The sequence below is a fragment of the Micromonospora sp. RTBAU3-60 genome, from assembly GCF_054963695.1.
Window position 1 is genome coordinate 82559 of the sequence record NZ_JBUEGB010000007.1, and the last position, 12400, is coordinate 94958.

Annotated in this window: 8 protein-coding genes, 2 pseudogenes and 1 riboswitch; of the genes and pseudogenes, 4 read left to right on the plus strand and 6 right to left on the minus strand. The window is 74.9% G+C overall.

Annotation, left to right across the window (positions count from 1 at the left end; translation table 11 throughout):
• Positions 1 to 48 precede the first annotated feature (48 nt).
• From ACY34I_RS09445 to ACY34I_RS09455, 3 genes are all read right to left on the minus strand, one after another.
• Complete coding sequence (locus tag ACY34I_RS09445) at positions 49 to 1068, minus strand: GNAT family N-acetyltransferase (RefSeq protein WP_462754218.1); 1020 nt, start codon at positions 1066 to 1068, stop codon at positions 49 to 51.
• Between the two features lie 450 nt (positions 1069 to 1518).
• Positions 1519 to 2808 carry a threonine synthase gene (thrC, locus tag ACY34I_RS09450; RefSeq protein ID WP_462754219.1) on the minus strand — a complete coding sequence of 430 codons (1290 nt, stop codon included), beginning with the start codon at positions 2806 to 2808 and terminating at the stop codon, positions 1519 to 1521.
• 10 nt (positions 2809 to 2818) lie between these two features.
• Positions 2819 to 2950: riboswitch (SAM riboswitch) on the minus strand.
• 175 nt (positions 2951 to 3125) lie between these two features.
• Entirely contained in the window at positions 3126 to 4118 is a 993-nt protein-coding gene (locus ACY34I_RS09455) for a DMT family transporter (protein WP_462754220.1), read from the minus strand.
• 90 nt (positions 4119 to 4208) lie between these two features.
• Between ACY34I_RS09455 and ACY34I_RS09460 the strand changes: the two genes are divergently transcribed.
• Positions 4209 to 4526: an ArsR/SmtB family transcription factor gene (locus tag ACY34I_RS09460; RefSeq protein ID WP_462754221.1), complete on the plus strand. Its 318-nt coding sequence runs from the start codon at positions 4209 to 4211 to the stop codon at positions 4524 to 4526.
• A 57-nt stretch (positions 4527 to 4583) separates the two neighbouring features.
• Positions 4584 to 5231: a DUF4232 domain-containing protein gene (locus ACY34I_RS09465; protein WP_462754222.1), complete on the plus strand. Its 648-nt coding sequence runs from the start codon at positions 4584 to 4586 to the stop codon at positions 5229 to 5231.
• An 80-nt stretch (positions 5232 to 5311) separates the two neighbouring features.
• Here ACY34I_RS09465 and ACY34I_RS09470 read toward each other — a convergent pair whose 3' ends face one another.
• The 3 genes and pseudogenes from ACY34I_RS09470 to ACY34I_RS09480 all read right to left on the minus strand — a co-directional run.
• Positions 5312 to 6199, minus strand: a complete 888-nt coding sequence (locus ACY34I_RS09470; protein ID WP_462754223.1) for an ABC transporter permease — start codon at positions 6197 to 6199, stop codon at positions 5312 to 5314.
• Positions 6199 to 8247, minus strand: a pseudogene (locus ACY34I_RS09475) (ATP-binding cassette domain-containing protein); the annotation flags it as partial. The pseudogene ACY34I_RS09475 and the gene ACY34I_RS09470, both read right to left, overlap by 1 nt.
• Before the next feature lie 114 nt (positions 8248 to 8361).
• Positions 8362 to 9069: pseudogene (locus ACY34I_RS09480) on the minus strand (alpha/beta hydrolase); the annotation flags it as partial.
• 523 nt (positions 9070 to 9592) lie between these two features.
• On the opposite strand from ACY34I_RS09480, the gene ACY34I_RS09485 reads away from it, so the two are divergent.
• Together ACY34I_RS09485 and ACY34I_RS09490 are read left to right on the plus strand one after the other, a co-directional pair.
• The gene (locus ACY34I_RS09485; RefSeq protein WP_462754224.1) at positions 9593 to 10054 is read left to right on the plus strand and encodes a hypothetical protein; all 462 of its coding nucleotides are present in this window, start codon (positions 9593 to 9595) and stop codon (positions 10052 to 10054) included.
• Between the two features lie 55 nt (positions 10055 to 10109).
• Entirely contained in the window at positions 10110 to 12395 is a 2286-nt protein-coding gene (locus ACY34I_RS09490) for an AAA family ATPase (RefSeq protein ID WP_462754225.1), read from the plus strand.
• Positions 12396 to 12400 lie beyond the last annotated feature (5 nt).

The following is a 12400-nucleotide window of genomic DNA, read 5'->3' on the forward strand; positions in this document are numbered from 1 at the left end:
GCCATCATGCAACAGCGAGCCACCAGATCAGTAGGGGCGTGTCACAAGTCAGATCGTCAGCTGCCAGTCCGTCCAGGCGTCCACCGGCCGGAAGCCGAGTTGCTCGTTGATCGCGATCATGTGCCGGTTCTCGGCGGCGTTCCAGGTGTCGATCGTCCGCAGCGCCGGCTCGTAGGCGAGCGCGTACCGCAGGTTCTCGATCTTGACGAGCAGGCCGAGCCGGTGCCCGCGGTGCGCCGGGTCGACGATGGTGATCTGCTGCCAGGCGTGCCAGTCTGCGCTCGGGCCCAGGTCGATCAGGGTCCAGGCGACCACCCGGCCGGACGCCTCGTGCACCGCCGCCTGGTGGTAGCGGCGGCGTCCCCGGGCGTCCAGGGCCCGTTCGGTCGCCCGCAGCCGCTCGACGTCGATCCGCTCCGGCTCCCACTCCAGGTCGCCCAGCGGCGCGTCGGCCATCAGCCGGCCGTCCAGGTACGCCACGTCGGCGGCGTACTCCTCCGGCGTGTCACCGCGCCAGCGGACCACGCGGTAACCGGTCGCGTGCGCCCGCGCGTCGGAGGCCAGGCGGTCCAGCGCCGCCCGGTCGAGCCGCCCGGTGTCCAGCCGGCGGCGCACCTCGGCGAGCGCCGGCCGGGCCCCCGTGGCGGCGGCGAAGGCATCGCCGGCCTGCGGCCGGGCCACGCCGCCGGGCAGCGCCGAGACGGTCACCCCGATGACCCGCTTGCGGCCGTGCTCGCGCAGCAGGCGCAGGCCGTGCTCGTGCAGCGCCCGCCCGACGCCCCGGCGCCGGTACGCCGGATGCACCACCAGCTCGGCGTCGGCGTTGTCGGTGTTGTCGAGCTGCGGCAGGTCGAGTGCGAGGTAGCCGGCCGGCACCCCGTCGAGCCGGGCCAGCGCCCAGAGCCGCACGGTGCCCGGCATCGGGTGCCGGACGCTGGCGGTGAACCGCTGCCGGCAGAACGGGGGGAAGTCCGGCAGGTCGGCCCGCTCGGCCGCCGCGCCGATCCGGTACGCCGCGTCGATCGCGGCCGGGTCGGCGGCGTCGAACGGCGCGATCGTGATGCCCATGCGTTGAGCCTGCGTCACGCACAGCGAAGGGGCCAGCGGTTTTCCGCTGGCCCCTTCGGACGTTGGTCGGGAGGGACGTCCGCACAACGCCTCCGGCGTTGGGTCGTAAGAACTTGAAGTCTCCGGCGGATGCCCTCCCGCACCGAGCATCTTGCGCCGTCCAATTCCTGCCGTCAAGTCCTTGTCGGCGGGTTTTCCACACTCACAGCGAAAAGCCAGTTACCCGGCGGATCGACCCGATCCCCCGTCCGGGCGATCCGCCCCTCCCCCACCCGGCCCCGGCGGCCTCCCGGTCGCCGCCAGCGGGCCATGATCAACACCAGGTGCGGGACATCGCGGTGTCAGGGCAGCGGGACACCGCACCCGGAGTGGATCACGACTGGGCAGGACGGCCAGGCAGGCCGGACGGGACCCGAGGGGGCCGGGCCCGTCGGCCGGCGAGCGTCGGCGTCAGCTGAGGAGGCCGGCGTCGCGGGCGGCGCGGAGCGACGGCTTGATCCGGTGGGTGGGGCCGACCTGGGCGGCCACCGCGTCGAGGGTCTTGAGACCCTCGCCGGTGTTGAAGACGACCGTCTCGGCCGCCGGGTCAAGACGCCCGGACTCGACCAGCTTGCGCAGCACGGCCACGGTGACGCCGCCGGCGGTTTCCGCGAAGACCCCGGTGGTACGGGCGAGCAGCCGGATGGCCGACCGGATCTCGTCGTCGTCGGCGTACTCCATCCAGCCGCCGGTGCGGCGGACCGCCTCCAGCGCGTAGAGGCCGGCGGCGGGGTCGCCGATGTTCAGCGACTTGGCGATGCCGGTGGGCTTCACCGGCACGATGGTGTCGCTGCCGTTGTGCAGCGCGGTGGCGATCGGGTTGCAGCCGGCCGACTGGGCACCGAACACCCGCCAGCCCCCGGCCGGCGCCTCGACCAGCCCGACCTCGACCAGTTCGGAGAACGCCTTGTCGATCTTCGTGAGCAGCTCGCCGCTGGCCATCGGGATAACCACCTGGGCCGGGATCCGCCAGCCGAGCTGCTCGGCCACCTCGTACCCGAGGGTCTTGGAGCCCTCGGCGTAGTACGGCCGCACGTTGACGTTGACGAACGCGGTGTCCTCAAACTCGTCGGTCTCCACCAGCTCACCGCAGAGCCGGTTCACGTCGTCGTACGAGCCGTCGATGGCGACCAGGTCGCCGCCGTAGACGGCCGTTGTCACCACCTTGCCCTGCTCCAGGTCACTGGGGATGAAGACCACCGACGGCGCCCCGGCCCGGGCGGCGTGGGCGGCCACCGAGTTGGCCAGGTTGCCGGTGGAGGCGCAGGCGTACCGGGTGAAGCCGAGCGCCCGGGCGGCGGTCAGCGCCACCGAGACCACCCGGTCCTTGAACGAGTGCGTCGGGTTGGCGCTGTCGTCCTTGATCCAGAGCGGGGCGGTGAGGCCCAGCTCGGCGGCGAGGTGCGGGGCGGCGACCAGCGGGGTCAGCCCCGGGTTCAGGGTCACCCGGGCAGCCGGGTCCTGACCGGCGGGGAGCAGGCCCGCGTACCGCCAGAGGTTCTTCGGGCCAGCCTCGATCTGCTCGCGGGTGACCGTGGCGAGGGCGGCCGTGTCGTAGTCGACCTCCAGCGGCCCGAAGCACTCGTAGCAGGCGTGCTGGGCGGCGAGCGGGTAGCGCGCGGAACAGCCGCGACAGACCAGGGCGCGGGCCGGGCTGAGCGTGGTGTCGATGCCGGAGCTGGCGGGAAGCGTCGACGTCATGTCGAGGGTCCTCTCATCTTCCCCCGCATCGCCTCGTGCGGCGGGGACGGAATTGGCACCTGCCGGCGTCGCTCGTCGTCGAGCACGCGGGTGGTTGCCGGGGCGTCATCGGGCCGTATCCCTCAGCCCCTCTGGATGAGGTATGCAGTTGTGCCACCGAGTTTAAGCAGACTCCGTCCCGCCGCCGAGCCGGGTTCCCACGCTGTGAGCTACCGCGCCGGATGCGAGCACGGAAAAGAGTGGCCTGCGAGAACGGCAGACCACTCTTTCCGGGCAACTGTCCCCGCCGGTCCCGTCGGCGGTAAGGAGGGTGGCGGTCAGCGGGCCGCGACGGCGACCGGGTCGACCACCGCCGGGTGATCGGTGACGGCGACCCGGGCGGGACCGGCGGCCGCCGGAACGGCGCCGGCGGCCGGGCGCGCCGTCCGGGCACGGCCGGCGAAGTTCGCGGCGACCAGGGCGGCGATGGTCAGGGCCGCGCCGGCCAACTCCACGGCGCCGGGCCGGTAGCCGCGGAGGGTCTGCACCGCGAACGTGGTCACCGGGACCAGGTTCATGAACAGCGCGGCGTCGGCGGCGCCGAGCCGGCGTACCCCGGTGTTCCAGGCGAGCACCGCGAGGACGGCGGCGACCACCACGGCGTACGCGAGCTGCGGGGCGACCGCGACGAGGTCGGCGGCGGCCGGGGCGTGCTGGAGCCCGGTGAGGTCGGCGACGGCGCTGGCGGCCAGCATGGCGACCGTGCCGGCGACGGCGGTCAGCGTGGTGTAGCGCACCGGGGAGTACTCGGGGAAGCGACTCGCGCCGTGGGTGTAGATCGCCCAGCTGACCACCGCACCGATCATGAGCAGCCCGCCGACCCCGAACTGGCCGAGCCCGTCGAGCCGGCCGCGGGTGATCACCAGACCCACGCCGACCAGGGCGACCAGCGAGAGGCCGAGCAGCGCCGGCCGGGGCCGTACGCCGTCGCGCGCCCAACGGACAAGCTGGGTGACCAGGGGCGTGGTGGCGGCGAAGAGGGCGATCTGCTGCGGTGCGGCGTGCCCGAGGGCGAGGTTGGTGAGCACGTTGAAGCCGGCGAACCCGACCACGCCGAGCAGCACCGCCTCGGTCCCGCGCCCGTCCGCGCGCAGCGCGGTCCACCCCTCCCGGGCCAGCAGCAGGGCGACGAGCACGGCGGCGGCGAGGACGTACCGGGCGGTGGTCAGGTTGAGCGCGTCCACCCGGGTGAGCGCGCTGGCCAGGACGGGAAACATGACGCCCCAGCTCAGCACGGCGAAGAGCGGGAAGGCGGCGTGACGAGAGCGCATGTTAGCTCCAATGTTCGAGTATCGTCGAACCAGCACGGCCGACTCTAGGGGCTTGTTCGACGATTGTCGAACATGGGTTACCCTGGTCACATGGAGCTGCACGAACCCGAACTGCGCGAGGTACCGGTCACCGCCGTGCTGGCCGCCCTGGCCGACGACGTACGGCTGCAGATCGTGCGCGCCCTCGCCGAGGGCGGTGAGTACGCCTGCGGCACCTTCGAGTTCGGCGTCTCCAAGGCGACCCGCAGCCACCACCTCAAGGTGCTGCGCGAGGCCGGCCTGACCCGGACCCGGGTGGCCGGCACCAGCCGGTACGTGCGGCTGCGCCGGGACGAACTGGAGCACCTCTACCCCGGCCTGCTCGACGCGGTCCTCAGCCGCAGCACCACGCCCGCCGAGCGCTCCTGACGCGGCGCGCCGACCGCCCCCGGCCCCCCTCGGACGGCGCCTGGCAGGATCGAGCGGGTGAAGGTGACGGCACGGTTCGGCGCACTGGCCGGCACGGCCCTGCTCGCCGCCTGCGCTCCCGGGCCGTCGCTTGACCCCCCGGCCGGCGGCCCCGCCGCACCCGGCCGGTCCGCCCCGGCCGCCACCACCACCGCCCGGCCCGCCGCCGCCTGCTCCCCGGAGGGGATACGGATCACCGAGCTCGGCGTGAGCGCTGCGATGGGCCTGCGGGCAATGGGCCTGGAGCTGGTCAACTGCGGTAGCCGGCCGTACGTCCTGGAGGGTCATCCGGCGCCGCACCTCTGGGACGCCGGCCGGCAGCCGCTGGCCGTCCGGGTCATCCCCGGGGCCGCCCCGATCACCTCCGGTTTCGACTACCCGCCCCGACGGATCGTGCTGCGCCCCGGCGAACGGGCCAGCGCCGCCCTGCTCTGGCGCAACCTGGTAACCGACCCCACGGTGGTCGCGAGCAACGGCGCGTACCTCGAGGTCAGCCCGGTGGCGGGGCAGCCGGCCCAGCCGGTGGACCTGGACGGGCCGATCGACCTCGGCAACACCGGCCGGCTCGGGGTCAGCGCCTGGAAGCGGGACGACCGCCCGGCCCCGACGCCCAGCGCACCGCCCGACGCCCCCGACACCACCCCGACCCCGGACAGCCGCCTCTGACGGCCGACTGGCGCGGTCCAGATCTTGGTAGGAAATGGCCCCTCCAGGGGCGATTTCCTACCAAGATCTCAAAGGAACGGTCAGCTCGTGACGTCCTTGCGGGTGAACCGCCAGAAGGCCAGGCCCCAGAAGACCGTGGCGTAGACGATCGCCGAGATGGCGCCGCGTACCACGTCGTCGGTCTGCATCGGGGTGGAGAGCAGGCCCAGCCAGGCGCTGCTGTAGTGGGTCGGCAGCAGGGCGCGCAGGCCGCCCAGCGCGGTGATCTGGTCCAGGATGCTGGAGAGGATCCAGAGCAGCACCGCCCCGCCGACCGCACCGAGCGCGGCGTCCGTGCTCACCGAGAGCAGGAACGCCAGCCCGGCCACCACCAGCAGGACGACCGCCAGGTAGCCGAGGATCGCGAGCAGGCGGACCAGCCCGTCGGCCGGGGCCAACTCGGCGGCGACCTGGCTGCGCAGCGGGGACCAGCCGTACCGGAGGGTGCCGGCGAGCAGCGCGGTGGCGGCGAGCAGCAGCAGGGCCAGCCCCGAGTACGCGAGCGCGACCAGCAGCTTCACCGTGAGCAACCGAGCCCGGGGCACCGGGACGGCCAGCAGGTAGCGCAGGCTGCCCCAGCTCGCCTCGCTGGCCACCGTGTCGCCGCAGAACAGCGCCACCACCACGACCAGCAGGAACGACGCCGAGACCAGGATGGTGAACAGGGTGAAGTTCAGCCCGCCGGAGGTGGCCAGGTCGGCCAGGCTGGAGAACTCCCCCCGGCCGCTGCGGTCGTCCTCGCCCGAGTTGAACTGGAAGGCGACCAGGATGATCAAGGGCAGCAGCACCATGAACCCGAGCGCGAGCTGGGTACGCCGGCGCGACGCCTGCCGGCGGAACTCGGCCAGGAACGGCAGGGTCGCCGACGGCCGGTAGCCCCGCGCCGCCCCGCCACGGTCCACCGTGGCCACGGATGACGACTGTCCCATCACCGGTCCCCGCTTCCTCGGGAGTTCTCGCCGACCAGGGCGAGGAACGCGTCCTCCAGGCGACGGCGGGGCACCACCCGGTCCACCCCGATGCCGGCCCGGACCAGCTCGGCCACCACCTCGCTGCGGGCCGTGCCGTTGGTGTCCACCACCAGCCCGCCGTCACCGTCCGGCAGCACCCGTACGCCGTGCAGCCGCCTCAGCACGCCGCGCGCCGCGTCCGGGTCGCTCACCTCGAACAGCACGCTCGGCGACTCGCCGACGATCTCCCCGACCGGCCCGGAGGCGACGATCCGCCCCTTGTTGACCACCACCGCGTGGGTGCAGGTCTGCTCCACCTCGGCCAGCAGGTGGCTGGAGACCAGCACGGCCCGACCGTCGGTGGCGTACCGCTGGAGCACCCGGCGCATCTCGGCGATCTGCGGCGGGTCGAGGCCGTCCGTCGGCTCGTCGAGCACCAGCAGCTCCGGCAGGCCCAGCATGGCCTGGGCGATGGCGAGCCGCTGCCGCATGCCGTGGCTGTACTTGCGGGTCTTGCGGTGCACCGAGTCGCCCAGCCCGGCGATCTCCAGCGCCTCGTCGAAGTGCGCGTCCGCCCAGGGCCGCCCGGTCGCCCGCCAGTACGCCTTCAGGTTCTCGAGGCCGGACAGGTGCGGCAGGAAGCCCGGCCCCTCCACCAGCGCCCCGATCCGGGAGAGCACCGGCGAGCCGGGCACCAGCCGGTGTCCGAAGACGTAGATCTCGCCGGCGGTGGGCTGGGTCAGCCCCATCAGCACCCGCAGCGTGGTGGTCTTGCCGGCGCCGTTCGGGCCGAGCAGGCCCATCACCTGACCGGGATGCACCTCGAAGTCCACGTTGGAGACCGCGACGAAGCCGTCCGCGTACTCCTTGCGGAGTTGGCGGACGGCGAGCGGGACGCCCGCGTACTCCGGGTGGACCGAGCTGTCCTGGCGGCGGTGCCGGCGCCGGGCGACCAGGACGACCACGGCGAGCCCGACCGCGATCGCGGCGAGCAGGCCGACCAGCACCCAGCGCCAGACCGTGGCGGTGGTGGGGATCGGCTGGGCGTCGACGGTGGGCAGCACCAGCGGACCGCCGCCGAGGGCCACGGTGTGCACTGCCGGCTCGGCCGGGGTGGCGTACGCCTGGTCGGAGGTGGCCACGACGACCCGCAGCCGGTGCCCGGCCTCGACCCGGCGGACGATCGCCGGCAGGGTGACCGTCACCGGCTGCGCGGCGTCGAGCGTCTTCGGCAGGCCGGTGAGCCGGACCGGCGCGACCAGCCCGTCGGGGAGGGTGGCCGCGCCCTTCGGGTCGACGTCGTAGAGCTTGACGAAGAGCACCGCCTCGCCGGTGGGCGAGGCCGCCCGGGTCCGCACGGTGGGCGCGCCGACCACGTCGACCGCGTCGGTCAGCGGGGCGGACTCGAACCGGGCGTGCTGGCCGGGGATGTCGCCGGCCACCCCGTCCAGCAGCGAGCCGATCGCCCCGGCGAACGGCACCGCGGAGATGGCCGCCGGGTTGCCGTTGGGCGGGTTGGCGATCGACTGGGCGGGTCCGGCCAGGGCGACCTCGTGGCGGCTCTGGCCGGCCACGCCGGGGTAGTCGGTGGTGTGGTAGCCGGTGGCCACCAGGCCCCGGTCGAGCGCGTCGAAGCCGGCGATCCGGGAGAAGGTGAAGGACCCGCCCGGCGCGGCACCGTCGCCCTTGACGTAGTGGTCGAGCCACTGGGCGGTGAGGAACTTCACCCGGTCCGAGTCGGAGGTCGGGCCGGTGCCGCCGTCGTGGCCGCCGGTGAACCAGGCGACCCGGACCGGTGTGCCGGCGGCGGCGATCCCGCGCGCGTTGGCGTCCGCCTCGGTGAGCGGGAAGAGGGTGTCCGCCTCCCCCTGCACCAGCAGGGTGGGCGCCTTGATCCGGTCGAGCACCTCGGCCGGGGAGGAGCGGCGCAGCAGGTCGACCGCCTCGGCGTCGGCCCGTCCGGTGGTGGCGATCCGCAGGTACGCGGCGCAGACGTCGGCGGCGAACCGGCCGCAGGACGGGTCGGCGGCGCTGCCGGGGGCGCGCCCGGAGCCCGTGCCGGGCCCGGCGCCGGGCTGCGGGCTCGGCGCACCGGCCGACGCCGGGGCGCCCTCGGGCTGGCCGGCGCTGGTGCCGGAGATGCCGGCCGGGCCGGAGCCGGCGTTGCCGCCGCCACCGAAGAACATGCCGGCCCAGCCCTTCTTGAACACGCCCTCGGTGGGCGCCTTGCCGGTGCTCTCCGGCAGGAAGGCCCGGGACAGGTCGTTCCAGGTGATCATCGGGACGATCGCGTCGACCCGGCGGTCCTGGGCGGCCAGCAGCAGCGCCAGGCCGCCGCCGTACGAGCCGCCGACCACGCCGACCCGGGGGTCGCCGGCCGCGTCGAGGCGGATGTCCGGGCGGGCGGCGAGCCGGTCGAGCAGTCGCTGGGCGTCCCGCACCTCGTAGTCCGGACTGTCCAGGTGGATCTCGCCGCCGCTGCGGCCGAAGCCCCGGGCGGTCCAGGTGAGCACCGCGTACCCCCGGTCGGCCAGGTCCTCCGCGTCGGAGCGGACCGACTCCTTGGTGCCGCCGAAGCCGTGCGCCAGCAGCACCGCCGGCACCCGGTGCCGGGCCGACGCGTCCCCAGGCAGGTAGAGCGTGGTGTCCAGGTCGACCGGCTGGTCGCCGGCGGGTCCGGAACGGACGGTCACCAGCGCCGACTCGGTCCGGAAGCCGGGTCGCTGCGGCCGGGCCGCCCAGGCCACGGCGGCGGCGACCAGGGCGACCACCACCACCGCGGCGACGACCCGACGACGGCGGGTGGCCAGGGCACGCCGGAGCCGCGCGACGGCGAGCGGTGATCTCATGCGGCACACGCTACGGCCCGGACGCTGAGCGTTCCCTGAGATCCGCCGTACGTCCGTCCGGGTGCACTGTTCGGTGCGCGGGATCCGTCGAACGTGGTCCGTCGAGGCCGGCTCAGCGGGACGACTTCGGATGCCGTGCAATCGCATCTACGTGCGCAAACCCCGTCGATCCCGCCATCCCGGCGACCATCTGCGGAACGCAACGTGCCCGACCGGCCGACGACCGGTCACCCGCCCCGAAGTGACGCTTAGCCGACTCGGTGTCGGGGATCACACCCGAGCCTGTGCTGCTACGTTCCGGTCCGGTGCACGGGACGCTTAGCGCCGAACTGGAAGCCGTCCGTGCTTCGCGCGAGGCCGTACGAGCCGCGGCTCTTCGCCGACCGGCCGGCGGGCCGCTCAGCCCGCGGTAGATCGCCGAGTTGACGAACCCCGCAGCGATGCTGGAGTGGTTTGGCGCGGAACCGGGTACCGGACCCGTCGCTGCCTGCACGGTCCGTTCTCGACGAAAGGGGTGGACACGATGAGAGGCGATCTGGACGAGACCCTGGCCCGGCTGGCGCGCCGCGAGGAGGCCATGCGCCGCCGGGAGGCCGGCGACGGGGCCGAGGCGCCGCCCACGGTGGCGCGGCGGGACGGGCACGGCGCGTACCGGCTGCGCGGCGGGACCGGGCCGGATCAGGTGCACCCGGTCGAGGAGGTGGCCGAGGCGGTACGCCAGGTGGTCGCCGAACACCCCGGGCTGGCGGTCACCCTGCGGGTGGAGCACGGCGGGCAGGCGTACCCGCTGCGGGTCGCCTGGACGGGCCGGGAGGTGACGGTCGGCCCGGTGCCCGCGCCACCGCCGGCCCCGCCGGCCTGGCCGGTGCCGGTGACCCCGGTGCCGGCCCCCGGGCCGGACCGGGAAGGCCCGGACCCGGCGGCCCGGCTGGCCGAGATGGTCCGGCGCGACCCCTCGCTGCTGGAGGACCCGGGCCCGCGCTGACCCGGCGGGACGCGCGCCGCGGACGCCAGTGGTGCCGGCGGCTACTGTCGGGCGGGTGGCGGAACCCGAGCTGACCCTGACCGCGAGCCTGCGCCCGGCGGCGCTGGACGCCCGGCGCGGTGTGGTCCGCCTGCACCCCGAGGTGCTGACCGCGCTGGCGCTGCGCCCCGGCGACCCGGTACGCCTGGCCGGCCGCCGGGTGACCGCCGGCATCGTGGCCGCGGCCGAACCGACCGCGAGCACCGCCCTGCTCTACGCCGACGACCTGCTGCTCGGCAACCTCGGCGTGCGGGATGGCGGGCAGGTGACGGTGAGCCCGCTGCCGGTGGCCCCCGCCCGCCGGGTGGCCCTGAGCGGGCCGGTCGCGATCGTCGCCGCGGTCTCCCCGGAGATGCTCCGCCTCGCCCTGCTCGGCAAGGTGGTCACCGCCGGGGACGACGTCTCGCTGCTGCCCCAGGACGTGCTGCCCGACGCGGCGGTCCGCGGCCTGGTCGAGGCCGCCCGGCGCAGCCTCGCCAACACCGTCGGATACGCGTGGACCAGCACCCTGCTCACCGTGGTCAGGGCGGAACCGGAGGCCGGCGCGCTGGTCACCATGGACACGGTGGTCGGCTGGGAGCACGGCCCGGCCACCCACGGCCCCGGCACCGCCGGCCCGTATCCGAGCGGCCGGCCAGCCGCCGAGCCCGGCCGCCGGGCCCCGGTCAACCGACCGTCCGGCGCCGGGACCGAGTGGGCCGCCCCTACCCCGACGGAGCCCGAACTCGTCGAGCCGGCCGAGGCGCCGGACGTCGACGAGCTGCCCGGGCTGCGGTCCCAGGCCGAGGAGCTGACCGAGCTGCTCGACCTGGGCTTTCACCACCGGGAGGTGCTGCGGCGGCTGGGCACCACGGTCGCGCTGGGCGTCCTGGTCAGCGGGCCGGCCGGCTCGGGCAAATCGGCGCTGGTCCGCGCGGTCGCCGCCCGGGTACGCGCCCGGGTTTGCCCGCTCTGGGCGCCGGAGCTGGCCGCGCTGAGCAACGACGCGGCGGCCCGCCGGCTGCGCGAGGCCGCCGCCGCGGTACGCGCCGACGGAGCCGCCGTGCTGCTGGTCACCGACGTGGAGGCGCTCGCCCCGGCGGACGAGCCGGGCCCGGTGGCCACAGTGTTCCGCCAGGTGGTCGCCGAGACGGTCGCTTCCGGGGCGGCGGTGGTCTGCACCACCGGTCGCCCGGAGGCGGTGGATCCCGCCCTGCGCGCCCCGGACCTGCTCTCGCTGCGGATCACCGTGCCGCTGCCCGACCAGCCGCTGCGCCGGGAGCAGTTGACCGTGCTCACCCGGCAGGTGCCGCTCGCCGAGGACGTCCGGCTGGACGAGGTGGCCGCCCGTACGCCCGGCTTCGTCGCCGCCGACCTGGCCGCGCTGGTCCGCGAGGCCGGCGTACGGGCCGCCCTACGGCAGAAGACGGCCGAGACACCGACGGTGGCGATGGCCGACTTCACCGCCGCGCTGGAGGTGGTCCGGCCCACCACGATGGCCGCGTCCACCCTGGAACTGGCCTCGGTGACGCTGGACGACGTCGGTGGCCTGCACGAGGTCAAGGAGACGTTGACCGAGTCGGTGCTCTGGCCGCTGACCTACCCGGACACCTTCGCCCGGCTGGGCGTGACGCCGCCGCGCGGGGTCCTGCTGTACGGGCCGCCCGGCTGCGGCAAGACCTACCTGGTCACCGCGCTGGCCGGCTCGGGGCGAGCCAACGTGCTGTCGGTGAAGGGTGCGGAGCTGCTCTCCAAGTGGGTGGGCGAGAGCGAACGCGCGGTCCGGGAGCTGTTCCGCCGGGCCCGGGAGGCCGCGCCCACCCTGGTCTTCCTGGACGAGGTGGACGCGCTCGCCCCGGTCCGGGGGCAGGCCACCGACGGCGGTACGACCGACCGGGTGGTGGCCGCCCTGCTCACCGAGCTGGACGGGGTGGAGGCGCTGCGCAACGTGGTGGTGGTCGGCGCGACCAACCGGCCGGACCGGGTGGACCCGGCGTTGCTGCGCCCCGGCCGGCTGGAACGCCTGGTCTACGTACCGCCGCCGGACGGTCCGGCCCGGGCGGAGATCCTCCGCGCGGCGGCCCGGAACGTGCCACTCGCCCCCGACGTGGACCTGGCCGCGCTCGGCGCAGAGCTGGACGACTTCTCGGCCGCCGACTGCGCGGCCCTGGTCCGCGAGGCGGCGCTCGCCGCGATGCGTGAATCGCTGGCCGCCGCCACGGTCACCGCCGCCCACGTCGAGGCGGCCCGCACCCGCGTCCGCCCCTCCCTCGACCCCACCCAACTGTCCGCCCTGGCCGCCTACGCCGCCGCCCACCGCTGACCTGC

Bases quoted from the DNA above. Each gene is read 5' to 3' on its own strand.
- ACY34I_RS09445 (WP_462754218.1), bottom strand. From the start codon at position 1,068: ATGGGCATCACGATCGCGCCGTTCGACGCCGCCGACCCGGCCGCGATC.
- thrC (WP_462754219.1), bottom strand. From the start codon at position 2,808: ATGACGTCGACGCTTCCCGCCAGCTCCGGCATCGACACCACGCTCAGC.
- ACY34I_RS09455 (WP_462754220.1), bottom strand. From the start codon at position 4,118: ATGCGCTCTCGTCACGCCGCCTTCCCGCTCTTCGCCGTGCTGAGCTGG.
- ACY34I_RS09460 (WP_462754221.1), top strand. From the start codon at position 4,209: ATGGAGCTGCACGAACCCGAACTGCGCGAGGTACCGGTCACCGCCGTG.
- ACY34I_RS09470 (WP_462754223.1), bottom strand. From the start codon at position 6,199: ATGGGACAGTCGTCATCCGTGGCCACGGTGGACCGTGGCGGGGCGGCG.
- ACY34I_RS09485 (WP_462754224.1), top strand. From the start codon at position 9,593: ATGAGAGGCGATCTGGACGAGACCCTGGCCCGGCTGGCGCGCCGCGAG.